Origin of the sequence: Bradyrhizobium sp. CB2312 (assembly GCF_029714425.1) — a bacterium.
In the GTDB taxonomy this organism is placed as follows: Bacteria; Pseudomonadota; Alphaproteobacteria; order Rhizobiales; family Xanthobacteraceae; genus Bradyrhizobium.
Genome location: NZ_CP121668.1, coordinates 9,071,203 through 9,096,706 on the forward strand (window position 1 = coordinate 9,071,203; position 25,504 = coordinate 9,096,706).

22 protein-coding genes are annotated in these 25,504 nt (G+C 65.2%); 11 read left to right on the forward strand and 11 right to left on the reverse strand.

The annotated features are described in order from the left end of the window. The first annotated feature begins 233 nt into the window (after positions 1-233). The 4 genes from cysD to QA642_RS43270 all read left to right on the forward strand — a co-directional run bounded on the left by cysD (position 234) and on the right by QA642_RS43270 (position 5,867). Positions 234-1,028, forward strand: coding sequence for a sulfate adenylyltransferase subunit CysD (gene cysD / locus QA642_RS43255; protein WP_027561170.1), 795 nt, complete (start codon positions 234-236; stop codon positions 1,026-1,028). A gap of 20 nt (positions 1,029-1,048) precedes the next feature. Beyond that, entirely contained in the window at positions 1,049-2,965 is a 1,917-nt protein-coding gene (cysC, locus tag QA642_RS43260; RefSeq protein WP_283082255.1) for an adenylyl-sulfate kinase, read from the forward strand. A 405-nt stretch (positions 2,966-3,370) separates the two neighbouring features. After that, positions 3,371-5,536 carry a malate synthase G gene (locus tag QA642_RS43265; protein ID WP_283082256.1) on the forward strand — a complete coding sequence of 722 codons (2,166 nt, stop codon included), beginning with the start codon at positions 3,371-3,373 and terminating at the stop codon, positions 5,534-5,536. Positions 5,537-5,666: 130 nt separating this feature from the next. Next, on the forward strand, positions 5,667-5,867 hold the full coding sequence (locus QA642_RS43270; protein ID WP_008546815.1) for a CsbD family protein: 201 nt from the start codon (positions 5,667-5,669) through the stop codon (positions 5,865-5,867). Positions 5,868-5,973: 106 nt separating this feature from the next. Here QA642_RS43270 and QA642_RS43275 read toward each other — a convergent pair whose 3' ends face one another. Next, complete coding sequence (locus QA642_RS43275; protein ID WP_042335954.1) at positions 5,974-6,129, reverse strand: Thivi_2564 family membrane protein; 156 nt, start codon at positions 6,127-6,129, stop codon at positions 5,974-5,976. A gap of 271 nt (positions 6,130-6,400) precedes the next feature. On the opposite strand from QA642_RS43275, the gene QA642_RS43280 reads away from it, so the two are divergent. Next, entirely contained in the window at positions 6,401-8,494 is a 2,094-nt protein-coding gene (locus QA642_RS43280) for a methyl-accepting chemotaxis protein (protein WP_283082257.1), read from the forward strand. Positions 8,495-8,866: 372 nt separating this feature from the next. Then, a complete protein-coding gene (locus QA642_RS43285; protein WP_283082258.1) occupies positions 8,867-10,960 on the forward strand; it encodes a methyl-accepting chemotaxis protein in 2,094 nt (697 codons plus the stop codon). Between the two features lie 233 nt (positions 10,961-11,193). Here the strand turns inward: QA642_RS43285 and QA642_RS43290 are convergent, their stop codons facing one another. Further along, entirely contained in the window at positions 11,194-11,847 is a 654-nt protein-coding gene (locus tag QA642_RS43290; protein WP_283082259.1) for a DUF2865 domain-containing protein, read from the reverse strand. A gap of 16 nt (positions 11,848-11,863) precedes the next feature. Then, positions 11,864-12,649, reverse strand: a complete 786-nt coding sequence (locus tag QA642_RS43295; RefSeq protein ID WP_283082260.1) for a L,D-transpeptidase — start codon at positions 12,647-12,649, stop codon at positions 11,864-11,866. A gap of 207 nt (positions 12,650-12,856) precedes the next feature. Here QA642_RS43295 and QA642_RS43300 point away from each other — a divergent pair, with 207 nt between their 5' ends. The 3 genes from QA642_RS43300 to QA642_RS43310 all read left to right on the forward strand — a co-directional run bounded on the left by QA642_RS43300 (position 12,857) and on the right by QA642_RS43310 (position 14,957). After that, positions 12,857-13,969 (forward strand): AI-2E family transporter, encoded by a 1,113-nt coding sequence (locus tag QA642_RS43300; RefSeq protein ID WP_283082261.1) that lies wholly within the window; start codon positions 12,857-12,859, stop codon positions 13,967-13,969. Between the two features lie 78 nt (positions 13,970-14,047). Next, on the forward strand, positions 14,048-14,419 hold the full coding sequence (locus QA642_RS43305) for a DUF883 family protein (RefSeq protein ID WP_283082262.1): 372 nt from the start codon (positions 14,048-14,050) through the stop codon (positions 14,417-14,419). A gap of 82 nt (positions 14,420-14,501) precedes the next feature. Continuing rightward, positions 14,502-14,957, forward strand: coding sequence for a hypothetical protein (locus tag QA642_RS43310; protein ID WP_283082263.1), 456 nt, complete (start codon positions 14,502-14,504; stop codon positions 14,955-14,957). Positions 14,958-14,959: 2 nt separating this feature from the next. Here QA642_RS43310 and QA642_RS43315 read toward each other — a convergent pair whose 3' ends face one another. The 3 genes from QA642_RS43315 to QA642_RS43325 are packed head-to-tail and all read right to left on the reverse strand — an operon-like array spanning position 14,960 to position 18,468. Beyond that, the gene (locus QA642_RS43315) at positions 14,960-15,142 is read right to left on the reverse strand and encodes a hypothetical protein (protein WP_283082264.1); all 183 of its coding nucleotides are present in this window, start codon (positions 15,140-15,142) and stop codon (positions 14,960-14,962) included. Then, complete coding sequence (locus tag QA642_RS43320; protein WP_283082265.1) at positions 15,139-16,350, reverse strand: PepSY-associated TM helix domain-containing protein; 1,212 nt, start codon at positions 16,348-16,350, stop codon at positions 15,139-15,141. Before QA642_RS43320 ends, QA642_RS43315 begins: the two co-directional genes overlap by 4 nt. Positions 16,351-16,359: 9 nt before the next feature. Continuing rightward, positions 16,360-18,468 carry a TonB-dependent siderophore receptor gene (locus QA642_RS43325; RefSeq protein WP_283082266.1) on the reverse strand — a complete coding sequence of 703 codons (2,109 nt, stop codon included), beginning with the start codon at positions 18,466-18,468 and terminating at the stop codon, positions 16,360-16,362. A gap of 594 nt (positions 18,469-19,062) precedes the next feature. Here QA642_RS43325 and QA642_RS43330 point away from each other — a divergent pair. Then, entirely contained in the window at positions 19,063-20,205 is a 1,143-nt protein-coding gene (locus tag QA642_RS43330; protein ID WP_283082267.1) for an OpgC domain-containing protein, read from the forward strand. Positions 20,206-20,481: 276 nt separating this feature from the next. Continuing rightward, positions 20,482-21,090 carry a TetR/AcrR family transcriptional regulator gene (locus QA642_RS43335; RefSeq protein ID WP_283087100.1) on the forward strand — a complete coding sequence of 203 codons (609 nt, stop codon included), beginning with the start codon at positions 20,482-20,484 and terminating at the stop codon, positions 21,088-21,090. On the opposite strand, the gene QA642_RS43340 is transcribed toward QA642_RS43335, so the two are convergent. The 5 genes from QA642_RS43340 to QA642_RS43360 all read right to left on the reverse strand — a co-directional run bounded on the left by QA642_RS43340 (position 21,087) and on the right by QA642_RS43360 (position 25,389). Further along, positions 21,087-22,739 (reverse strand): HWE histidine kinase domain-containing protein, encoded by a 1,653-nt coding sequence (locus tag QA642_RS43340; RefSeq protein ID WP_283082268.1) that lies wholly within the window; start codon positions 22,737-22,739, stop codon positions 21,087-21,089. The two genes, QA642_RS43335 and QA642_RS43340, sit on opposite strands and share 4 nt — an antisense overlap. 300 nt (positions 22,740-23,039) lie before the next feature. After that, positions 23,040-23,663: an urease accessory protein UreG gene (gene ureG, locus QA642_RS43345; RefSeq protein ID WP_283082269.1), complete on the reverse strand. Its 624-nt coding sequence runs from the start codon at positions 23,661-23,663 to the stop codon at positions 23,040-23,042. 39 nt (positions 23,664-23,702) lie between these two features. Further along, positions 23,703-24,431 (reverse strand): urease accessory protein UreF, encoded by a 729-nt coding sequence (locus QA642_RS43350; protein WP_349253886.1) that lies wholly within the window; start codon positions 24,429-24,431, stop codon positions 23,703-23,705. Beyond that, positions 24,412-25,074, reverse strand: coding sequence for an urease accessory protein UreE (gene ureE, locus QA642_RS43355; RefSeq protein WP_283082270.1), 663 nt, complete (start codon positions 25,072-25,074; stop codon positions 24,412-24,414). The genes QA642_RS43350 and ureE overlap by 20 nt, the downstream gene beginning before the upstream one ends. Before the next feature lie 15 nt (positions 25,075-25,089). Then, positions 25,090-25,389 (reverse strand): putative quinol monooxygenase, encoded by a 300-nt coding sequence (locus QA642_RS43360; RefSeq protein WP_283082271.1) that lies wholly within the window; start codon positions 25,387-25,389, stop codon positions 25,090-25,092. Positions 25,390-25,504 lie beyond the last annotated feature (115 nt).

The window sequence follows — 25,504 nt, forward strand, 5'->3', positions numbered from 1 at the left end:
TCCCCCACATCCGGGGTTGACTGGAATTATTTTCTATATATGTGTCGTTTCGAGCGCGCAAAGAGAAAATTTTTTCTTCTCTTCTGCACCGCAACTATAGAATTTTCGCCTCCAAACGCAAAGTGGCAGAGATGCATCTTCTCAAGGACGATTCCGCAGTTGTCGGTGTGAGCAGCCAGGCCCTCGTCAGCCGCGCGGGCTCGCAAGAATTTTCTGCTGATCTTGCGCCCAGTATGGACCATCTCGACCAGCTCGAGGCGCAGAGCATCTACATCTTCCGCGAAGCCTTTGCTCGCCTGAAGAAGATTGCCCTGCTGTGGTCGCTCGGCAAGGACTCCAACGTCATGATCTGGCTGGCGCGGAAAGCCTTCTTCGGCCGCATGCCGTTCCCGGCCCTCCATGTCGACACCGGCAAGAAGTTTCCGGAGATGTATCGCTTCCGCGATCATTACGGGAAGGAATGGGATCTCGACCTGCGTGTCGAGCCCTGCCCGCCGATCGATGCCGTCGACCCGACGCTGCCGCCGGCCGCCCGTTCCGCCGCGCGCAAGACCGAGGGCCTCAAGATGGCGCTCGGCAAATACGGCTTTGACGGCCTGATCGCCGGCATCCGCCGCGACGAGGAGGCCACCCGCGCCAAGGAGCGCGTGTTCTCGCCGCGCGGTCTCGAAGGCAATTGGGACGTGCGCGACCAGCCGCCGGAGTTCTGGGATCACTTCAACGCCTCGCCGCCGCAGGGCGCGCATCTGCGCATCCATCCGATCCTGCATTGGACCGAGGCCGACATCTGGGCCTACACCAAGCGCGAGAACATCCCGATCATCCCGCTCTATCTTGCCAAGGACGGCAAGCGCTATCGCTCGCTCGGCGATCAGGACATCACCAATCCCGTGAATTCGACCGCGTCGACCATCGACGAGATCCTGATCGAGCTCGAACAGACCAAGGTGCCGGAGCGCGCCGGCCGTGCGCTCGACCATGAGACCGAGGACGCTTTCGAGCGCCTGCGCGTCGCCGGCTATCTCTGATCTTAGGACGCATCGCGGTCATGAACATGCTCGTCACCCCCACCTCGCCGGCCACCCCGAACGGCACCACGCGTCCGCAGGTCCGCATCGTCATCGTCGGCCATGTCGATCACGGCAAGTCGACGCTGGTCGGCCGCCTGCTGCACGAGACCGGCAGCCTGCCCGAGGGCAAGCTGGAAATGCTGAAAGCCGTCAGCGCGCGGCGCGGCATGCCGTTCGAATGGTCGTTCCTGCTCGATGCGCTGCAGACCGAGCGCGACCAGGGCATCACCATCGACACCACGCAGATCCGCTTCCGCACCAATTCGCGCGACATCGTGCTGATCGACGCGCCCGGCCACGCCGAATTCCTGCGCAACATGATCACCGGCGCCTCGCAGGCCGACGGCGCGGTGCTGATCATCGACGCGCTCGAAGGCGTGCGCGACCAGACCCGGCGGCACGGTTATCTCCTGCATCTGCTCGGCGTGAAGCAGGTCGCGATCGTCGTCAACAAGATGGACCGCGTCGACTTCTCCGCCGATCGCTTCAAGGCGATCAGCGACGAGATCTCCGCGCATCTCAACGGCCTCGGCGTGACGCCGACGGCGGTGATCCCGATTTCCGCGCGCGACGGCGACGGCGTCGCCGAGCGCACCGACCGCATCGGCTGGTACAAGGGACCGACCGTGGTCGAGGCGCTCGACGGGCTCGAGCCGGCGCGGCCGCTGGAAGCCTTGGCGCTGCGCCTGCCGGTGCAGGCGATCTACAAGTTCGACGACCGCCGCATCGTGGCGGGCCGCATCGAATCCGGCAGCCTGATCGCCGGCGACGAGATCGTGATCATGCCGGCCGGCAAGATCGCCAAGATCAAGACGGTCGAGAGCTGGCCGGTGACGCCGGTGGCGGGACGGCAAGGCGCAGGCCGCTCGGTCGGCATCACGCTCGACCGCGAATTGTTCATCGAGCGCGGCGACATCATCGCGCATGCCAATGCCGCGCCGCGCGAGACGCGGCGGCTGCGCGCGCGCATCTTCTGGCTGCACGACAAGCCGCTCAATAAGGGCGACCAGCTCCTGGTCCGCTGCGGGCCGAAGGAAAGCCGCGCCACCGTCGTCGCCATCGAGAAGGCGGTCGATCCCGGTGAGCTCTCCAGCAGCGAGAACAAGGCGATCGGCCGCAACCATGTCGGCGAGATCGACATTTCTCTTTCGAATCCGATTGCCACCGATCCCTACACCGAGAATCCGCGCACCGGGCGCCTCGTGATCGAAGTGTCCGGACGCATCGCCGGCGGTGGTCTCGTGCTGTCGGTCGATGCCGGCCAGCGCGCCGAGCCCGTCGACATCGTGCCGGTGGAATCCGCGCTGCGGCTAGATGAGCGCTCGGCGCGCTACCGCCATAACGGCGCCGTGGTCTGGCTCACCGGCCTTCCCGCGTCCGGCAAGTCGACGCTGGCGCGGGCGCTGGAGCGGCGCCTCTTCACCAATGGCGGCTCGCCGATCCTGCTCGACGGCGACACGCTGCGCGCCGGGCTGAACAGCGATCTCGGCTTCTCCGCTGCCGATCGCAGCGAGAACATCCGCCGGCTTGCCGAAGTTGCGACGCATCTCGCCCGCAACGGCCACATCGCGATCGTCGCCGCTGTCTCGCCGGCCCGCGAGGACCGCGCCACGGCGCGCCGCATCGCCGACACCGCCTTCCGCGAGATCCATGTCGCCACGCCTGCGGAGGTGTGCGAGGAGCGCGATCCCAAGGGCCACTACAAGAAGGCTAGGGCCGGCGCGCTCGCCTCGTTCACCGGCATCGGCAACGACTACGAGGCGCCGCAGGCGGCCGAGCTCGTGATCGACACGTCGAAGCGGACGGTGACCGAGGCGGCCGACGAGATCGAGCAGATGCTGAAGACATCAGGCGTGCTGTTCGACGAGCTCGTGGACCTCGCCGCGAATATTTGAGCACACTTTCGTTGCGGCATTCGCTGCCACCACAAATGCAGTGCGTTCCCTCCCCCCTTGCGGGGGAGGGTTAGGGAGAGGGGTCCACACGGGGACTCTCTCCATCGGCGCGAGCTGACTTCACGTCGAACTCAGACACACCGTTTCCTGGGCCACCCCTCTCCCCCGCCCTCCCCCGCAAGGGGGAGGGAGCGCAGTTGTACGTGTGGCGCGAAGCCGGGCCCCATCGGTTTGTAAAACGAGCCAGCCGCCTCGCCTTGACATTTTGACAAACCTTTGGGGGTCTTCTCACCGCCTCGATTTTGGGGCTAATAGGGCCCCGAAAGCCGCCCCCTCGCGGGCGCATTTTGCTGCTGTCGGGTCAAAAGCAGCGAAAGACAGCCATTTCCAACAAGAAAGCCCATCATGAAACGCGTCGATGCCCACGGATTGAAGATCGCTCCCGTCCTGTATGACTTCATCGCCAAGGAAGCGGCCCCGAAAACCGGGATCGCGCCGGATGCGTTCTGGGCCGGGGTGGCAGGCATCATCAGGGAGTTGGGGCCGAAGAACCGCGAGCTGCTCGCCTTCCGCGACGCGCTCCAGGCCAAGATCGATGACTGGCACCGCGCCAACAAGGGCAAGGCGTTCGACCTCACTGCCTACACCGCGTTCCTGAAGGAGATCGGCTATCTGGTCCCGGAGCCGGCGACGCAGAAGGTCGAGACAGCCAATGTCGACGAGGAGATCGGCAAGATCTGCGGTCCGCAGCTCGTCGTGCCGCTCACCAATGCACGCTATGCGCTCAACGCGGCGAACGCGCGCTGGGGCTCGCTCTATGATGCCTTCTACGGCACCGACGCAATCCCGCACGATCCCTCCGAGGGCGGCAAGGGCTACAACAAGGCGCGCGGTGACAAGGTGATCGCGAAAGCCAAGGCGCTCCTCGACGCCGCCGCGCCGCTCGCGACCGGCAGCCACACTGACGTCACCACCTACAGCGTGGTCGCGGGCCAGCTCGCGGTGAAGCTCAAGAGCGGCAACGCCACCGCGCTGAAGAACGCCGCGCAGTTCGCCGGCTTCCAGGGCGATGCTGCCGCACCGTCAGCGGTGCTGCTCGTCAACAACGGCCTGCATGTCGAGGTGAAGATCGACCGCAGCAGCGCGATCGGCAAGGACGATCCGGCCGGCGTCGCCGACATGATCATGGAAGCCGCCGTCTCGACCATCCTCGACATGGAAGACTCGGTCGCCGCGGTCGATGCCGAGGACAAGGTACTGGTCTATCGCAACACGCTCGGCCTGATGAACGGCACGCTGTCGGCTGATTTCGAGAAGGGCGGCAAGACCCTGACGCGTTCGCTCAACGCCGACCGCGTCTACAAGACGCCGGACGGCAAGGGCGAGCTCAAGCTGCACGGCCGCAGCCTGCTCCTGATGCGCAATTGCGGTCACCACATGTTCACCGACGCGGTGCTCGACGAGAAGGGCGAAGAGGTCCCCGAAGGCCTGCTCGACGCCGCCGTCTCCGGCCTGCTCGCCATCCACGACCTCAAGGGCAACTCCAAGGTCAAGAACAGCCGCACCGGATCGGCCTATATCGTCAAGCCGAAGATGCACGGCCCCGATGAGGTCTCGCTGACCTGCGAGATTTTTGATCGCGTCGAGAAGATGCTCGGCCTGCCCGAGAACACGCTCAAGGTCGGCATCATGGACGAGGAGCGGCGCACCACCGTCAACCTCAAGGCCTGCATCCAGCGCGCCTCCAAGCGCATCATGTTCATCAACACCGGCTTCCTCGACCGCACCGGCGACGAGATCCACACCTCGATGGAAGCGGGTCCGATGATCCGCAAGAACGAGATGAAAGCGCAGGCCTGGATCAAGGCCTATGAGGACTGGAACGTCGACATGGGCCTGATCGACGGCCTGCCCGGCCATGCCCAGATCGGCAAGGGCATGTGGGCCGCGCCCGACAAGATGGCGGACATGCTGGCGCAGAAGCTCGCGCATCCGCAGGCCGGCGCCACCACCGCGTGGGTCCCCTCGCCGACCGCCGCCACGCTGCATGCCCTGCACTACCACCAGGTCAACGTGATCGCGCGCCAGCAGGAACTGACCAAGGCCGGTCCGCGCGCAAAGCTCTCCGACATCCTCACCATTCCGGTGTCGAAGTCGAACTGGGCGCCTGATGACGTCAAGCAGGAGATCGACAACAACTGCCAGGGCATTCTCGGTTACGTCGTGCGCTGGATCGACCAGGGGGTCGGCTGCTCCAAGGTCCCTGATATCCACGATGTCGGCCTGATGGAGGACCGCGCCACCTTGCGCATCTCCAGCCAGCATCTCGCCAACTGGCTGCACCAGGGCGTGATCACCGAGGCGCAGGTGATGGAATCGCTGAAGCGCATGGCTGTCGTTGTCGACAAGCAGAACGCCGGTGACCCGATCTACAAGCCGATGGCGCCAGCCTTCGACGGCGTTGCCTTCAAGGCCGCCTGCGACCTCGTCTTCAAGGGTCGCGAGCAGCCGAACGGTTACACCGAATACATCCTCACCGCGCGCCGCCGCGAGGCCAAGGCGGCGGGCTGAGCGAGGTCACAGAAACGTCAAAAGCCCCGGTGCAAGCCGGGGCTTTTTTGTTGGACGAAACGCCGCGGCGCGTCGCGGAACGGCTGCGTGCGCCTCGCGTTGTTCGGCCATCAACCAACGGGAGAGGGTCATGGACTGGAATCGCATCGAAGGAAACTGGAAGCAGTTCAAGGGATCGGCCAAGGAGAAATGGGGCAAGCTCACTGACGACGATCTCCAGCTGATCGAGGGACGCCGCGAGCAGCTCGAGGGCCGGCTCCAGGAACGCTACGGCAAGGCCAAGGACCAGGTCCGTCAGGACGTCGACGACTGGCTCAAGTCGCTGCACTAGCACCGCACGAACGAAGCCCCGGCTCGCGCCGGGGCTTTTTCGTCGGGCACGTGTAACCCGGATGGAGCGAAGCGCAATCCGGGTTACGAGGCCCAATCGCCGCCCGCTAGAACACGGTGAGATATTTCAGCAGCGACACCACGCCGATGATGATCACGATCACGCGCGCGATCTGCTTGGCGCGGCCGTCCATCGGCAGCATGTTGATGAGATAAAGCACGAGAATGACGACGAGAAAGGTGACGAGTACGCCGACCAGCATCGCGATGCCCCCTTCAGGCAATTGCCAACGGTAGTCCTAACGCCGATCTCGCGCGCCGGTTCCATCAGGGCAACCCACTACAACTTCTGGTAATTCCGTATTTCTACAGTGCGGCCGGCTGCCTAAAACTTTACCCTTTTCCTTTCAGATGCGGAAACCGTTCGGGCTCCGAGCCGCAAACGGTATGCGATTGCCGATCTGCTCGCCCAATGTTTTCGATTTTGCCGGGCGTCTTCACGACTTTTGGAAATGGGACTTTGGGGGGACTTCGATGCTCAATCGTCTGACCGTATCCGCGCTGCTGAAGGCGGTGATCGCGCTCACGTCGGTCTGCGTGGTGATTGCGCTCTCGCTCACCGCCTACGAGTCCTGGGACCGCCTCAAGACCGCCAACCGCATCTCGCAGATCGCGGATGCTTCCGCCGATCTGTTCAAGGCGATGCACAATCTGCGCACTGACCGCGCGAGCACCAACCGGCTCCTCAATGCGACCGAGCCCATGGATTCCGAGATCGAGAAATATCTGCGCACGACCCGCGACGCCGAGATGCCGGCGATGGCACACGCGCTGGAACTGCTGCCGAGCATGGATTTCCCGCAATCGGGCACGCTAGTGCCGGAGCTCGCGCGCCTCTACAAATCCGCGAGCGAGCAGCAGAAGCAGTTCTGGGAAGAGGTCGCCAAGCCCAAGGACCAGCGCCGCGCCGGCCTGCCGAAGGAATACATGGAGACGACGCAGGGCCTGCTCGAGACGCTCGACAAGCTCTCGAACATCCTGGCCGCCAGCGTCAACCATCAGGACGCGGAGATCGACCAGCTGCTGTCGATCAAGCAGAACGCTTGGCTGCTCCGCAACACCGGCGGTGAAGCCTCGCTGATCATCTCGAACGGGCTCAACGCCGGCCGCATCACGCCGGAGGCCCGCCTCGCCTACATCCAATATGTCGGTGGAACGGCCGCGGCGTGGAAGGCGCTGGAATTGTCGACCTCGGGCATGCAATTGCCGCCGGCCCTGTCCTCCGCCATGGGGACGGCCAAGACCGGCTATTTCGATCCGCAATATCTGGCCCTTCGCGATCGCATCGCCAATACGCTCGCCAATGGCGAAAAGGCCGAGATGACCGCGAACCAATGGACCCCGGTCACGGTGGGCCGCCTCGCCAGCGCGGTCACCGTGGCCGAGACCGCGCTCGATGCCGCCAAGAGCCATACGCTGGACCAGCGCAGCGCGGCTCAGCGCGCACTGATCGTGCAGCTTACGCTGCTGGCGCTCGCCATCGGACTTGCCGCCGGCGCGATCGCGCTGGTCAGCCGCCGCGTCATCCATCCGCTCACCACCATCCGCGACGCCATGCTCAAGGTCGCCGGCGGCGACCTCACCGTCGACAGCGGCTATCTCGACCGCCAGGACGAGATCGGCGCGCTGGCCGGCGCACTGGAGACCTTCAAGCAACAGGCGGCCGAGAAGCTCAAGATCGAGGAGCACGAGCGCGAGCGCAATGCGGGCGCGACCGCACGCCAGCGCGCGGTCGAAGCCTATGTCGGCGAGTTCGAGGGGGCTGTGCGCAAGACGCTCGGCGAATTGAGCGAGGCCTCCGGGGAGATGCGCAAGACCTCCGGCGATCTCTCCGCGGTGTCGCGCCAGACCAACGACCGCGTCCAGGTCGCCGGCAAGGCCTCGAACGACGCCTCCATGAGCGTCGATAGCGTCGCCGCCGCTGCCGAGGAGCTCTCGGCCTCGATCAACGACATCAGCCAGCAGGCCGCCCATGCCGCAGGCATTGCCGGCCGCGCCGTCACCCAGGCGCGCGAGACGGACGGCACCGTGCAGGGCCTGGCGAAGTCGGCGGGGCGCATCGGCGAGGTCGTCGGCCTCATCAACACCATCGCGGCGCAGACCAATCTGCTCGCGCTCAACGCTACGATCGAAGCTGCACGCGCCGGCGAGGCCGGCCGCGGCTTTGCCGTGGTCGCCTCCGAGGTGAAGTCACTGGCGAGCCAGACCGCGAAGGCGACGGAGGAGATCTCCGAGCAGATCGCCGACATCCAGAAGGTCGCGGGCGACGCCATCAACGCGATCCAGACCATCGGCGGCATCATCGGCGAGGTCAACGAGGTCGCAACCGCCATCGCGGCCGCCGTCCAGGAGCAGGGTGCGGCGACCCAGGAGATCACCCGCAGCACGCAATTCGCGGCGCAGGGCACCAAGAACGTCTCGGACAACATCACCGGCGTGAAGGCCGATGCGGACGCTGCTGCTGCCGCCGCGGACAACGTGAAGCAGGCTTCGGAGATGCTGGAAAACCAGAGCCGTCAGCTCGGCCACGAGGTCAGCGACTTCCTCGGCAAGATCCGCGCGGCGTAAGCTGCGGGTTGTAGCCGCAGCCGGCGCCACACCCTCGGTGTCATCCCCACGAAAGCGGGGACCCATACTCCCAGGGAAAAGTTGTAGCGCGAGCAGGCAACTCCGGGTCTTCGCCAAACCCAATCTTGTGGTTATGGGTCCCGCTTTCGCGGGGACGACGGCGGAAATTGGGGAGGCGGCGTCGCGCATCCTAACGCCCCGTAATTATACGTCGGGAACACTGGCTAAGTTTTTACCCTTTTCGGGCCAAATGCGCGTCGAGCGCCTGCCCCCTGGGGCATGCGCATCTGCGTGCATCCCCTTTGGTCGTTCGAGGTTCGCGGGGGCTGCCGTTCGGGGCCACGAACTTCGAAACGCATACCGGGGTGTCCGATGCTCAACCGCTTGACCGTCTCCACGCTGCTGAAGGCGGTGATCCTGTCCACCGCACTCGTCGTCGTCATCGGCTTCTCGATCAGCGCGTGGAATTCATGGGGCCGGCTGCAGCAGGCCAACCGGATCGTTGCGGTCTCGGCCGCTTCGGCCGAAGTGTTCAAGGCGATGGCGAACATCCGGGCCGACCGCTCGACCAGCAGCCGCCAGCTCACCTCCGACGTCCAGGTGGACCAAGACATCGAAAGATACACCCGCGGCATCCGCGACATCCTGATGCCGGCGCTGGCGCGCGCCGTCGAGATTCTTCCGTCAATCGACCTGCCGCAGGGCGAGACGATGGCGTCCGAGCTCGGCCGGCTGAACAAGGCTCTGCTCGAGAAGCAGACAGAATTCTGGACCGAGGTCGCCAAGCCCAAGGCTTCGCGCCGCGTAGCACTCGCCAAGGAATATACCGACACCGAGGACGGATTGATGGCGATCCTCGAAAAGCTGGCGCCGATGCTGGGCGCGAGCGTCAATCACCAGGATGCAGTCATCGACCAGCTTCTGATGGTCAAGCAGATGGCCTGGCTCTTGCGCCTGAGCGCCGGCGAGTCGTCTCTGATCGTCGGCAACGCGCTCGGCACCGGCAAGATCACGCCCGAGCTACAGCTCGCCTATACGAAGTTCGTTGGCGGCACCGATACGGCCTGGAATGCGATCGAGCTCGCCACGGTCGGCCTGCAACTGCCACCGCCGCTCGCCGCGGCGATGGCGAACGCCAAGGCCGTTTATTTTGACCCGCAATACGCCGCCACACGCGACGGCATCATCGCCGCGGTCGCCAAGGGCGAGAAGCCATCGATGACAGCCAACCAGTGGAGCCCTTATTCGGTTGGCCGCATGGCAAGCGCGATCAAGCTCGCCGACGCGGCGCTGGAGGCTGCCAAGGATCATTCAGCGGCCCAGCGGGCGGCCGCCGTGCAATTGCTGATCGTCAACACCGCGCTGCTCGTGGCCGCGATCGTCCTGACCGGCGCCGCCATGCTGGCGGTCAGCCGCCGCGTGATCACGCCGCTGCACCGGATTCGCGACGCCATGCTCGAGGTCGCCGGCGGCGTTCTCGGCGTCGACAGCGGCTATCTCGACCGCCAGGACGAGATCGGCGCGCTGGCCGGCGCACTGGAGACCTTCAAGCAGCAGGCGATCGACAAGCTCAAGATCGAGGCGCAGGAGCGCGAGCGCAATGCCGGCGCCGCCGCGCGCCAGCGCGCGATGGAGGCCTACGTCGGCGAGTTCGAGGGCGTGGTGCGGAAGTCGCTGGGCGAGCTCAGCGAAGCCTCCGGCGAGATGCGCAAGACCTCGGGCGACCTCTCCGCAGTGTCGCAAAAGACCAATGAGCGCGTCGAGATCGCGGGCAAGGCCTCGAACGATGCCTCGATGAGCGTCGATAGCGTCGCTGCCGCCGCCGAGGAGCTCTCGGCCTCGATCAACGACATCAGCCAGCAGGCCGCCCATGCCGCAGGCATTGCCAGCCGTGCCGTCAACCAGGCCCGCGAGACCGACAGCACCGTGCAGGGGCTGGCGCAATCCGCAGGCCGTATCGGCGAGGTGGTCGGGCTGATCAACACGATTGCGGCGCAGACCAACCTGCTCGCGCTCAACGCCACGATCGAGGCGGCGCGCGCCGGCGAGGCCGGCCGCGGCTTTGCCGTCGTCGCCTCCGAGGTCAAATCGCTGGCAAGCCAGACCGCCAAGGCGACGGAGGAAATCTCCGGGCAGATCGCCGACATCCAGAAGGTCGCGGGCGATGCCATCAACGCGATCCAGTCGATCGGCGGCATCATCGGCGAGGTCAATGAAGTGGCCACTGCGATTGCCGCCGCCGTGCAGGAGCAGGGCGCGGCGACGCAGGAGATCACTCGCAGCACGCAATATGCGGCGCAAGGCACCAAGAACGTCTCGGACAACATCACCGGCGTTAAGGCCGACGCCGACACCGCGGCTGGTGCTGCCGAGAACGTCAAGCAGGCCTCCGAGACGCTGGAGACGCAGAGCCACCAGCTCGGCCAGCAGGTCAGCGATTTCCTGGGCAAGATCCGCGCGGCATAGGCACGCTGGCGCGACACCCTCGGTGTCGTCCCGGACAAGCGAGCGGAGCGAGCGCTGATCCGGGACCCATAACCACAGGGAGTAATTGTAACGCGAGCTTGTAACTCCCGATCTTCGCCAAAGCCAATCCTGTGGCTATGGGTCCCGGATCTGCGCGCGCTTTGTGCGCGCTTGTCCGGGACGACACCGGAGATTGGAGCGCAAGCATCGCATCACCCGTGATGCCGCCCGCCCTACTCCTTCGCGACCACCGGCACCTGGCGGAATTTGGCGCGGACTGATTGCGGCAGCGGGGAGAAGTTCATCGCAACGCCGTGGCGGTCGTTGGCGTTGCGGTTGGCGACGACGAGGCCGTCGGCGCCCGCGACGATGTCGCCCTTGCGCAAGGTGGGATCGTCCTCGACCTTGACCTGGGCGAGCCCGACCGGATCCTTGCCGTTGCAGGTGCAGCCGGCCACCAGCTCGTTGCGATAGCGAAAGGCGTTGGGCAAGTCGGAATAGGATTTTCCGTTCTCTGTCGTGGCGTCATCGATATTGCTGCCATAGACCAGCGAGGTCTCGGACGCAGGGCAAAAACTCTTGCAGGATTGCGCCTTGCTCTCGGCATCGTTGCCCTGCGCCGGGAAGTAACGGCCATCGCAGCCGCGCACGCAATAGGCCGAGCCGCCGCCATAGCTGGCGCGCGAACGCGGCGCCTCATAACGCGGCATGTCGTCGTTCGGGAACGGGATACGGATCTGCGGCGGCGGACGCATGCGGAAGCCGCCGAACAAGGCCGAGAAGAAATCCTCCGCATGCGCGGACGGCGTCAGCGCGAGGCCGAGGGAGGCGACGGCGAACAACGCCGCCGCGCCACCGGCCAGTTTGCCGATCGAACGTCTGTTCATGTGACCTCTCGCATTCCTAGTTCACGGCCGACGACGGGATGTTCAGCGCCTGCCGACCCGTGGGCGACGTCGTCACCGCCGGGCGCTTGCGCACGGGGTCGCCGCCTTTGGCCATCAGCGGGGCATTCTTCGGCAGCACCACGACCTTGGCGCCGATATTGACGCGGCTGAACAGGTCCGTGACGTCCTCATTGGTCATGCGGATGCAGCCGGAGGAGACGAACTTTCCGATCGTGGTGGGATCGTTGGTGCCGTGGATGCGGTATTCGCTCGAACCGAGATACATCGCACGCGCGCCGAGCGGATTGCCCGGGCCGCCGGCGACGAAGCGCGGCAGATAAGGCTGGCGCGCGATCATCTGGGCCGGCGGATGCCAGTCCGGCCACTCCGCCTTGCGGCTGACGTTCTGCACGCCCGACCAGGTAAAACCTTCGCGGCCGACACCGACGCCGTAACGGATGGCGCGGCCGTTGCCGAGCACATAGTAGAGATAGGTGTTGCCGGTATCGATGACGATGGTGCCGGCCGGCTCGCTGCGGTCGAAGCTGACGATCTGCTTGCGCAGCCGATCGGGCAGCGCGGCATCCTCATCCGTCGCCTGCGGCTGGGTGACATAGCCCTGGCTGGCGTAACCTCGCGAATAGCTCGGGTCTTGTGGATAGAGCTGCGGCTGCATCGGCGCATAGCCGAAGGTCTGAGCGCTGGCGCCGCCGAACGGCACCGTCAGCAGTGCTGTCGCAAAGGCAAAAGCGGTTACGCCGCGCGGCGAGAAGCGGCGACGGAAGGCAAGGAACGTTGTCATGTGCTGCCCCGTTGGATGTGTGCATCAGGGTGATGCGGCTTTCCAACAAACGCAGCCGAGGCGACTCAAGTTCCGCCGCCGTCTGAGGCAGCGACGTCACAGTCAAGCGAGCACGACTTCACGAAGCCGCGATGGAACCGCGGCGCCGCACGGGCGTTGGATCATCAGCAGTGGCGCGCGGAGGCTTTTCCGGGCGGGAGAGATATTGTGCGCGTCATTCCCAGTGAACGTCTGATTTCCGGTAACGGCGAAGGCGCCCCGCTCCCCGACAGCCATAGCGAATTGCCGCCGGTGATCCGCCGCACCGAGTTCGTTGCCTTCGCGCTCGCGGGCCTGCTGCTGATCGCGGTCGTGGCCGTGCTGTATGTCGGCAAGGCGTTCTTCCTCCCCGTGGTGATGGCCTTCGTCACCGGCACCATGCTGTCGCCGGCGGCGACCTTTCTCGAGAATCGCAAGGTGCCGCGCGGGCTGGGCGCCGCGCTGATCGTGGTCGCCGTGACCGCCGTGGTCGCCTTTATCGTCGCGCTGATCGCCTCGCCCGTGATGGAATGGAGCTCGCGCCTGCCGGAGCTCGGCGCGCAGCTCAAGGACAAGCTGCACGTGTTCGACCGGCCTCTGTTGCTGTGGCGGGAGCTGCAGACCATGGTCGGCGGCTCCGAGGGATTGCCGAGCTTCCAGATGCCGAAATTCGAATGGGTGCAGCCGACGCTGGAATTCCTGTCGCCGACCTTCACCGAATTCCTGCTGTTCTTCGTCACGCTGATCCTGTTCATCGCGAGCTGGCGCGATCTGCGGCGGGCGCTGATCATGACCTTCAACGATCGCGACGCGCGGCTGCGGACGCTGCGGATCCTGAACGAGATCGAGGTCCATCTCGGCAATTACCTGCTGACGGTCACGCTCATCAATGTCGGCGTTGGGGTTGCCACCGGCATCGTCTGCGCGCTCACCCACATGCCCAATCCCGCCGGCCTCGGCGCACTCGCGGCAACCCTCAACTTCATCCCGATCATCGGGCCGATCGCGATGTTCGCCGTCCTGGTCGTGGTGGGGCTCGTTGCCTTCCCGACCATCAGCAGCGGCCTGCTTGCCGCCCTCGCCTTCGGCGGTATCACCTTCCTGGAGGGACACTTCGTCACGCCCACCATCATCGGGCGGCGGCTGGCGCTGAATGCGCTCGCCGTGCTGCTCGCGCTCGCGTTCTGGACCTGGCTGTGGGGGCCGATGGGCGCGTTCCTGTCGTCGCCGCTCCTGATCGTCGCCCTGATCCTGAAGGAGCATCTCCTGCCGCCGGATGCGCCGCAGCTGCCGCAGGACTGACCGGTTTCCGTGAGCGGAACTTCCCCGGCGACGAAGCGTTTTCCGGCTATCTCAGCCGTCAACAGTTCGGAGCTCCTGATGTCCACGCCCAACGCCGATGCCGGGATCAGAGACTGGACCGACAAAGCCACCAGAGAACGCCTCGAGAAGGATGTAGCAGCCGTGAAAAGCGATATCGCCGCCCTCACCGACCAGATTACCGACGCGCTCAACACCTTTGCCAATTCCACCAGCAAGCAGGCCAGGCGCGGCTACCGCCAGGCGCGCGAGAACATGGATTCGGCGATCGACGACATGTCGGACCGCGGCAGCGCGATGATGGGTGCTGCGCAGGACGCCTACGGGTCGATCGAGGAGACGCTCGAAGAGGCGATCACGCAGCGGCCGCTCGCGACCGTGGGCCTCGCACTCGGCATCGGCTTCCTGATCGGCGCCGCCTGGCGGCGGTAAGGTCCGCGGAACGGAATCGAGATAACGGCGGCGCGCTGTGGCGCCGCCGGCGGCGGCTTGTGGGGATTTGAGGAGCAAGGCCATGTTTCAGCGCATCATCGACGGGATCAATGCATCCGCCGGAACGACAGTGCGGCTGACCTCCCTCGCCGCAGGCGCCGCATTCGCGCTGTTCATCACGACCTGCTTCCTGTGCGCGGCAGCGTTCATCTTCGTGCTCGACAAATACGGTCCGGTGCAGGCGTGCCTCGCGGGGGCCGGCGTTTTCTTCCTGCTGACCCTGACCGCGGCGGTGAGCTATTGGGCCTACAAACGGCAGTTGCGCAAGGAAGCCCACATCGCGGCAGAGCGCGCCGCGAAGTCGGCGGCGCACAGCATGCTTGCCGATCCCATGCTGCTCGCCACCGGGCTCCAGATCGTTCGCGCCATCGGGGTCAAGCGGCTCTTGCCGATCCTCGCCATCGGCGGCGTCGCACTCGGCATCATGGCGAGCCGCGCCGGTGTATCCGACGAGGCCTCGGCCGAGCCGGCGGAGTGACGTCACGCCCGGCTGCGGCCGATGCAGATCGCGGCGACCGCGAGCGGCGCCGCCAGGGCGATCCACGACAGCGGCAGCCAGAAGCCGGTCTGACCAAGCAACGCGGAGAGCAGGCCGAAAATGCTCGAGGCCGCGAGCAGCGACGGCCAGCGCCAGATCAGGGTTAGCGAACGGCGTCCGCTCATTCCGCGGCCCCTGGCGATGTCAGCGGCATGGCCGCCGCAGGCCGCTCCGTCCTGCTGGCCCGCGATCGCACGAACCAGAGGTAAACTCCGCTGCCGAGCACCACGATGGTGACGAGATCGAGCAGCACCCAGATGATCTTCAGCGGCATGCCGCCGTAATCGCCGAAATGCAGCGGACGCGACAGCTCGAGCGCGCGCAGATACCAAGGCATGGTGACGGCGGACACCAGCGCGCCGCTTCTCGCATCGACCAGCACCGGGCTGAACAGGCGCGAGGTCAAGGGCTCCCTGCCCTTGGTCCAGACCACGTAGTGGAACGGCGATCCGAACGGCGCGCCGGGATACACCACGCTGGTGGTGGTCATGTCGGGGAATGCGGCCTTCACCGTGTCGTAAGCGGCCTGTGGCGAGGACAGTTCGGAAGTCTGCGGCACCGGCTTGCCTTGCAGCGGCGCCAGCATTGCGCGCACGTCGGTCTGCTGCCACAGCGCGAACAGCGGCGTCGAGAGCTCGTTGATGACGCCGGTGGCGCCGACCACCAGTGCCCAGCCGAGCGTGACGACGCCGAGCAGATTGTGCAGGTCCAGCCATTTCAGCCGCCGCGACCTGGCCGCACGCACGCTGCCGAAATCAAGCTTGCGCATGAACGGTCCGTAGATCGCGATTCCCGAGACGATCGCGGCGATGAACAGCAGCGCCATCGCGCCGAGGAACAGCTCGCCCGCGAGCCCTGCGAAGAGATCACGATGCAGCGACAACATCAGTTGCAGGAAGGTGAGTCCGTCCTCGCCGAAGGGTTTCGTCTGCTTCAGCACGTCGCCGGTGTGGGCATCGAACCGGATCGAGTGGATCGCTCGCCGATTGGCCTTGAACGCCTCCCAGGAGCTCGCCATGAACACCATGATCTTGGGCTCGTCGTCGTCGACGAACACCGAGATGATGGTCTCGCCCGGATACATCTTCCGGCTGGCCGCGACCACCCGGTCGAGACTGACGTTGGATGTGCCCTCCGCCACCTGCGCATAGGGCAAGGCGTCGTCGAGCAGACCGTCGATCTCGTCGCGCAGCACCAGCGGCAGGCCGGTGATGCAGATCAGCAGCAGGAACAACGTGCAGATCAGGCTCGACCATTTATGCACGAACAGCCAGCGCCGCAGTGCCGGCGTCCGCTCGTAGACACGTTGCCTGGAGATCGCCTGCTCGCTCATCACGTTCCCCTACCAGCGGTAGCGCAGCGTCGCAATCGCCTGCCGCCTCAGGCCATAATAGCAACCCGTGTCCTGGCAGAGCTGGACGTAGGTCTTGTCGAACAGATTGGTGACGTTGGCGCTCGCGAGGAAACCCTTGAACTGCGGACCGAGGGCGGACAGATCGTAATGCAGGCCGAGGTCGACCAGCGTGGCGGCGGGGACGTCGAACGTATTGAGCGAATTGCCGGGCGAGGCGCCGAGATAGCGCACGCCGCTCGACACGCCAAAGCCGTCAAGGACGCCGCCATGGAACGTGTAGTCGGCCCATAGCGCGGCGGCGTGCGGCGGTATGCCGGAAACGCGCTTGCCGAGATTGGTCGAGTTGGACGCGGTGTTGACGATGTCGGTATAGGTATAGGAGCCGAGCATGGTCAGATTGCTGTTGATCTCGCTCTTGCCCTCGAGCTCGACGCCGCGTGAGCGGACTTCGCCGGTCTGCACATTGGAGCGAACGCCGCCGACGATATGGGTCGGGTCCGGATCCGGAGTGAGCACGTTCTGCTGCGTCAGGTCGAAGACGGCCAGCGTGATCAGCGTCTTCGGATCGGGCTGGTACTTGACGCCGACCTCCTCCTGCTGGCCCCGCGTCGGCTTGAACGCCTGGCCGAAGAAGTTGGTGCCGAGCCGCGGCTGGAACGATTCGGTGTACTGGATGTAGGGCGCGACGCCGTTGTCGAACTTGTAGAGCAGCGCCGCGCGCTTGGTCAGCGCGCCGTCCGATTTCGGCGCGGTCGTACGGGCCAGCAGATTGTCGGTGTTGAGGTCGGCCTGGTCGTAGCGTAGGCCCAGCAGCGCGACGAAGCCGCCGCCGAACTTGATCTGGTCCTGGCCGTAGAACCCGACCTGCTCGAGCCGCTGGCGGTTGTAGGAGGTGACCGGCGGGGTCGGCAGCGGCAGGCCGTACACGGGATCGAAGGCATTGATCGCCGGCACGCCCGTCGTCGTGCTGCGGCCGAGCGCGGTATCGACCGAGTTGCGATAGTCGATGCCGACCAGCGCGGTGTGATCGAGCGGACCGGCCTTGAACTTGAACTCGCCCTGGTTGTCGAGCGCGAGCGAACGCAGCGTCTCATAGGTCGCGTAGACGCCGCGCGGCAGGCTGAACGGGTTGGTCAGGACGGTTGGAGAGACCACCGCGAAATCGGTGCTGTTGTCCATGTAGCGCAGGTTCTGCCGGACCGTGACCACGTTGTTGAAGTGGTGCTCGAACAGATAGCCGATCGAAGCCACCGTGCGGTCGGTCTTGTCGAAGCCCGGCTCTCCCGAATAGAAGCTGGTCGGGATCTTCGCGCCGCCGGCAACGGGAAACACCGTGCCGTTGGCCGGCAGCAGGTTGAAGAAGCCGGCCTTGGGATCGCGCTGATAGGTGCCGAGCACCGTAAACGTGGTCTGGTTGTCCGGCCGCCATGTCAGCGACGGCGCGATCGAGACGCGTTGATAGCCGGTGTGATCCACCTGGCTGCCGACATCGTAGCCCGACGCGGTGAAGCGGTAGAGAAACTCCTTGTTCTGGTCGATCGGCCCGGACAGGTCGACGCCCGCCTGGGCGCGGCCATAGCTGCCGGTGGAGACGAACATCTCGTGATAGGGCTCCAGCGTCGGCCGCTTGGAGACGAGATCGACCACGCCGCCCGGAGAAGCCTGGCCATAGAGCACCGAGGCCGGGCCATGCAGGATCTCGACGCGCTCGAGATTGAACGGCTCGACGATCGGATAGGCGAAGATGCCGGCATTCATCAGCCGCAGCGAGTCCAGATACTGGTCGGCGAGGAAGCCGCGAATGTAGATCTGGTCGAAGCGCGCATCCGCACCGGTCGGCTCGACCATCACGCCCGAGACATACCGTACCGCTTGCGAGACGCTCTGCGCGCCCTGGGCCTGGATCTGGTCCTGGGTCACGACGGAGATTGCGACGGGCGTCTCGATCAGCGCCGCATCGGTCTTGGTACCGGTGCCGCTGCGGGTTGCGACCATGCCATCGACATGGCCGAAGGCCGATTCCTTGCGGCCCGCTCCGGATCCAGCCTCGGTTGCGGCCGCAGCAGCGGCGCCGGCGGGCGCATTCGAGCGTCGCACCGTTCGCGCGCGGGCCGCGCTGCTTCTGCGCGAAGGTGAGGCGCCCGCACCTTTCGGAGGTGCGCTCCCCTGCACGGTGACCGGGCTGAGCTCGGTGGGCGCTCCGATGGACGAAGCCGCCGTCGATGATTGTGCCGCCGCCCCCGTTGCAATGATCAAAACGACTGAGCTGACGGCCCCCATGAGCCGCCGGCGCCGCACTTCCAAAACGCCCACCGCAACTTCCCCAATTCCAACGGCTGCGCATCCATGCAGCCGGATCAACGAGGTACCGCAGCGGTTCAACCTTGCGTGCTAGAAGGCCTCCAGACTGGAGATTTTCCATTTCTAGACTTGAGAGGTGCTGCAACCACGAGCAGAATCATGCAGCATCTCTGCGCAAGGTCCCTCGTGAGCGGAGGCAAGATCGGCCCCCTTTTCCGAAAATTGCGTCCCGGACGGGGGATAAGCGGCGATCCGCCAACACGCAGGCACGCCTTGCGCAATTTTCCATCAGCCCGGGGCGAACCGGCCTCGCTCACGCAAACGCTACTCGGAGAGGCAGGCGGTTGCCGCTAAAAGCGTCGCCCCTGATTCCTAAAGAAATATTTAGCAATGAAGCCGTCGGTCAAGGCGAACCTCGCCGCATTCCATCACGACGCCAGGCTCTATTTGACGCTCGGTATCGCCAACTGGTCGGTGTTCGTCGACCACATCCCGAACAACGTCGTCAATTTGCTGACGCTGCGCAATTTCGGCTTCAGCGGTGCCGCGGACCTGTTCGTGTTCGTGGTCGGCTATGGCGTCGCCATCATCCATGGACGGATGGCGCTGGAGCGCGGCTATCTCGTCGCGGCGACGCGCATCTTCCGCCGCGTCTGGCGGCTCTACGCGGCCTATGTCGTGCTGTTCGTGATCTATATCGACACCATCGCTTATGTCGCCTCGCAATCGATGGCGCCGGAGCTCATTCACGAATACAACATCTCCGGGATTCTCGAGCACCCGCTGCGCATTCTGGTGCGCGGCCTCGTGCTCCAGGAAGAGCCGCTGAACCTCGACCTGTTGCAGCTGATGATCCCGCTGATGGCATTCTTTCCGTTTGTGCTGTGGGGCCTGCTGCGTCGGCCGAACGTGACGCTCGGCGCATCGGTCGCGCTGTATCTGGCGGCACGCTGGTTCGACTGGAATTTCCGGGTCTATCCCGATCAGGAGTGGACCTTCAATCCGCTGTGCTGGCAGATGCTGATGGTGCTGGGCGGCTGGTTCGCCGTGACGGGCGCGCCCGGCCGGGCGCTGCGCGGCATGTCCTGGCTGCGGATCCTCGCCGGCACCTACCTCATCTTCGCGATGGCCGTCACCCTGATGCGCCATTCGCCGGCCTTGTCCGCCTACCTGCCGGACGCCCTCCTCAGCGGCATCACGCCGACCGACAAGGAAAACCTCGCGCCCTATCGCGTGGTCCATTTCCTCGCGCTCGCCTTCCTCGCGACCCATCTCGTTCCGGCCGATCATCCCGGCCTGAATTGGCGGCCGCTTCAGGCGGTGATCACGTGCGGCGAGGAATGGCTCGCGGTGTTCTGCATCGCCGTGTTCCTGTCCTTCGCCGGCCATCTCATCTTGATCACCGGGCCGAACCTGGTGGCGATGCAGATCGCGGTGAGCCTCGTCGGCTTCGCCGCGATGACCGGAGTTGCCTACTACATCTCCTGGTCGAAGCGGCAGGATCTGCCGGCGGCCTTGCGCCAGCAGGCCTAAAGCGCGATGAGATCAGGATGAATCGCCATCGCGCTTTAGGTCGTTGTTTGAGCATGATCTTTTCGGAAAACCGCTGCACACTTTTCCGGATCATGCTCTAGAGCTCTGTCCCGATGGACTCGCAGCGGAGCCGTGGATTCTTATCCTGACGCGTTTTCTTCACGCGAACCGGGATCCACTTCGCTCGAACGCGCTGCCAAAAGAATCGTGCGATTCTGCTAGGCCGAAAGCGGCCGCTGCGCTATGCCGAGGGTCGTGAGGAGACCGGGCGTGGCGATGGCGAAAGGTGACAATGAAGAAGCCGGCAGCGCGCCCCGGCGCGGTCGTCCGAGGTCGATCGAGACCACCAACGCGATTCTCGAAAGCGCCTATGCGCTGATGGCCGCCACCGGCCTTGCCGCCACCACCATCGACGCCGTCGCGCGCCATTCCAGCGTCTCCAAGATGACGATCTACAAATGGTGGCCGTCGCGCGAGGCGCTTTTGATCGACGCCTTCCTCCACCACGCCGCGCAGATGCTGCCGCTGCCGCCGGCGAGCGCCGGCAGCCCCGCGGCGCGCACCCGCCGCCACGCCGCGGCCTATGCCGAGGCGCTCCAGGGCGAATTCGGCAAGGTCCAGCTCGCCGTCATCTCCGAATGCATTTCGAAGACCGGCTCGGCCGGGCTGTTCTACGCCCGCTATCTGCAATTCCGCCGCGACGCGCTGGTGGAGATCATTGCCGCAGGCCAGAACGACGGCAGTGTCCTGGCCGAAGGACCGGCCGGAGATCTCTACGACGCGATCTATGGCAGCCTGTTTTACCGCTACGTCTTCGGCATCACGCCGATCACGCCTGGCTACGCGCGCAACCTGGTCGACCTGATCTTGCGGCCGAAAGCCTAGCGCACAGGCCTTACCGGCGCCGAGAGCTTGTCGGTGCGATCGCGCTCGGTCATGTCGACCACCGTTTCCATCGGCGCGGTCAACTCATAGACATAGGAGACGTCGGTGAAAAAGCGCTTGGCGGTGCCGCCGAGCGCCTCGGGCGCGACGCGGTCGAGCAGGATCAGGCCGAAATCGGAATCCGGGCGGCGCGTCGCCTCGCTGGTGTTGAACTCCTCCCAGCGGAAATGGAAGACCTCGTCGGGCGCCTCGCCCGTCACCGTCCAGTTGGCGGTGATGTGCGGATGCTTGCCGACGAGCGACAGGCCCTCGTCGGAATGCGAGGCAAGCTCGAAGAACAACAGCGACAGGCTCTGCGCCGCGCGCGCGCTGACCGCGATGTCGGGACCGGTGACGGCGATGCGGTCCGCATGCGGGATGGCCCGCGCCTCGAACAGGCCCTTCAGCTTGACGCCCTGCCACTGGCTCTCGCTGAGCAGCGAGACCACGTTGGACATGGCGTGGATGCGGCCGATCAAAAGCTCGCGCGCGACGTCGATGTCCGAGCCGTGACGCAGTGTCCGCGTCACGATCGACTGGATCACCGCAAGGATGTTCTTGACCCGGTGGTTGAGCTCGTCGATGACGGCGGTCAGCCGGCGCTCGAAGCCGATCCGCACCTGGATTTCGCGGCTGAGCCGCAGATTGTTGTAGGCGACATAGCCGAACAGGCCGCACACCATCGCGGTGATGGCAAAGCCGATCGCGGCCACGATGATCGCGGTCTGCTCGGCGCGGCGCGCCGAGTTGGTCTTGGCGTAGTAGCTGAGCTGCCAGTCACGGCCACCGAAGCTCACCGTGCGCGTCGCCGACGGCGCCGGCCCGTCCGCCGCCGCCCTGCGCGTCGAGACCACGCCCTGGTCGTTGGCGATCAGCTCGCCGCCTTCCCTGCGCGGATCCTTGAGCGCGACCGAGAACAACGACATGTCGTCATTGGTCAGCATCAGCGAGGCGAGTTCGTAAGAAAATGTGACGAAGCCGACCGGCACGGTCGCGCCTTCGGGAATGACCGGAGCTGCGACGATCACGCCGATCGGCCCGTTCGCTTGCAGGAGCGGCACCGGGTCGGAGGCGACCGACCTCTTCTCGACCCGCGCGCGGGTGAGCATCGCGCTGCGCACCGGGTCCTGATCATAGCTGCGGCCGGGCAGCATCTTGGTCTCATCGCTGCGCGGCTCGAGATCCATCAGCACGTCGATCGGCTGGGTGAGGCCGGTGATCGGCTTGTCGTTGTAGTCGCGGATCTCAGGCCTCGGGAAACCGGCGGCCGCGATCGCGGCCTGCGCCGCTGCGAGCTCGTTCGGCTGAAGGCGGGCAACCCAGCCGGCCACAACGAAATCGGTCTTGAAGGCATAGATGGCCGAGCGCAGCGGCTCCAGCATGCTTGGCTTGAGCACCGATGGCGTGCGGAACAGGCCTGAGGCGACGCGCGCGAGCAGCTCACGCTCGGTCAGCCGGTCCTGAACAAGGCTGGCATGAACGTCGATCGCACGCGCGAGCGCGATCCGGTCCAGCGCCAGCTCCTGGTCGTGAACGCGATAGGCCGCCAGCCCGGAGAGCAAGGCTCCGAGCAGAGCGATGAAACCGATGATGAAACCCAGCCGGACCACGCGACTACTCAGGCGAAAGCAGCAGGTCGACAATAAGCACGGAGCATATGAACGCCGTTCGAACGGCCATGTGCCGAAACAGGGTGAACCCCAGTGGCGGAGATAATGAAGGAGGAGGCATCAGTACGCAACTTGGGTCGCCCGACAAGCTTAATTCCGTCCGGCCGATGGTCTGGCCAGGATGGATCTGCCCCGGGCACCGGAGGTAATTAATCGCCGTGTCCGAAATTTGTTCCGCCGGGTACCGTTCTGCCCCAGGTGTTAACGGCGAAAAGCGCCTGCGTTACGTCGTCGCGTCCGTCAGCCCGCCCGTTTCAGGCCGCCTTTGGCCTCGATGAAGGCGACGATGCGATCGAGCCCCTCGCTTTTCTTCAGGTTGGTCATGACGAAGGGGCGCTCGCCGCGCATGCGGCGTGCGTCCGTATCCATCTTTTCCAGGGAGGCACCGACATGGGGCGCGAGGTCGATCTTGTTGATGACCAGCAGGTCGGACCGTGTGATGCCGGGGCCGCCTTTGGACGGGATCTTGTCGCCGGCCGCCACGTCGATGACGTAGATGGTGAGGTCGGCCAGCTCGGGGGAAAAAGTGGCAGCGAGATTGTCGCCGCCGGATTCGATCAGCACGAGATCGAGCCCCGGGAATTTCGCGCGCATGTCGGCGACCGCGGCGAGATTCATCGAGGCGTCCTCGCGGATCGCCGTGTGCGGGCAGCCGCCGGTCTCGACGCCGGCGATGCGGTCCGGCGTCAGCGAGCCCGATCGCACAAGGAATTCCGCATCCCATTTGGTGTAGATGTCGTTGGTGATCGCGGCGATGTCATAGCGCTCGCGCATGGTCTTGCAGAGCAGGTCCATCAGCGCAGTCTTGCCCGATCCGACGGGGCCGCCGACGCCGACACGCAAGGGGCCGTGGGATTTCGACATGTGACTTGCTCTCTCTTGATGGATCGAAGGCCGCAACGCTCACGAACGGAACAGCCGCGTGTATTGTGTCTCGTGGCGCAGGCTGGCGAGATCGGCGCGGAACGTCGCGCTGCCGAGATCGTCCAGTGTCGCATTCAGCGATCGATTGGCGGTGGCAGCCACATTGGCTTCCAGCTTCACCAGCACGCGCTGACTGTCGGTCTGGCCGAGCGGAATGAGGCGGCTTGCCGCCGAGATCCAGTTCGAGACCAGTGCATGCAGGAAGGCGTGCAGTGTCGGTGCCAGCGCAACGCCGTGCATCGCTGCGACCACGCCGACGGCGACAGGATAGACCAGCGGCGCACGGCATGCCCCAACCACGGCATCCAGGCCGTCGGCATTCCACGCGGCCCGGGCGATGTCGACGAAGGCGCGCCCCTGCGAGGTCGTCTCCAGCTGCCGCTCCCGCGACGGCACGTAGGCCGCGGCGAGCTCGGCAATATCGTTCAAGGCGGCATCTTCACCCGCTTCGGCGGCACGATAAGCGTGGACCAGAAAGGTCGCATCGCAAAAGCCGGAGCCATCGGCGAGCATCGCCTCGAGCCAGTCGGCGAGCGTCGCGACGTCGGTGATATCGCCTGCCTCGACCGCCCATTCGATGCCGCTGGAATAGGAGAAGCCGCCGACGGGAAACGCCGGCGACAGCCAGGTCATCAGCCGGTATAGCGCCGCCGCCTCGCGCGCGGCAAGGTCACCGGCACTGGCCGGCTCATTTGTGGTCATGAGCATGCTTGTGGCCGTGGTGATGGTCTGGGTGGTCGCAATGCTCGCCGTGGTGATGGTGGTGATCGTGACCATGGTCGTGCGCGGCATGATCATGGCGATGGTGGTCGTGGCCGTGATGATCGTGGTGGTCGTGACCATGATCGTGGTGGTGATGCCCGTGATCGTGGTGTGCGTGATCGTGATGGGCGTGATCATCGTGCCCATGCGCATGACCTGCATCGGCATAGGCGCCGCCTTCGGGATCGAACGGCGCCTCGATCTCGACCACACGCGCCCCGAGCCCCTTCACCATGGCCTCGATGACGTGGTCGCGGCGGATGCGCAAGGCCTTGGCCATGATCTGCGTCGGCAGATGGCGATTGCCGAGGTGCCAGCCGACGCGGATGAGATGGTGCGGATCGCGGCCGCGGATCTCGAGCAGCGGCTCCGGCGCCGCGACCACCTCGATCAGCCGTCCGTCCTCCAGCATCAGCGCATCGCCGCCGCGCAACGCGACGGCGTTCTCCAGGTCGAGCAGGAATTCGAGCCCCCGCGTCCCCGTCATCGCCATGCGGCGGCGGTGCCGATCGTCGAAATCGAGCACGACGGTGTCCGCTGGCGCTTCCGTGAAGCGGTGCTGTCCCTTAACCTGCGTCGCCCGGATCATTTCGCTTCTACCCTGTTACCGTACTTCGACCTTCTCGGGCGTGATCACCTCGATCTTCGGTGGCGCCGTGAAGCACTTCACCGCGACGCGGCCGAATGTCTTCATGTGCTCCATGCCGCGATGCGGCACCAGCGCCTCGGCATTCTCCCACTGCTCGACGAACACCATCTTGCTGGGATCGGTGACGCTCTCGTGCAAATCATAGGCGATATTGCCGGGCTCCTTCCGCGTCTCCTTGATGCAGGCGGTGGCGGCTGCAATGAATTCGGCGCGCGTCTCGGGCTTGATGGTCAGGGTGGCAACGACGTAGATCACGAGAAATCCTCCCGGCTTTTCTTCTAAAAGGTTGCGATACCGGGCGGGACATTAGACCAGGCGGGATCGAACGCAAAACCCGAAAAGCCGTCCCCGGATATGTTCCGGGGACATG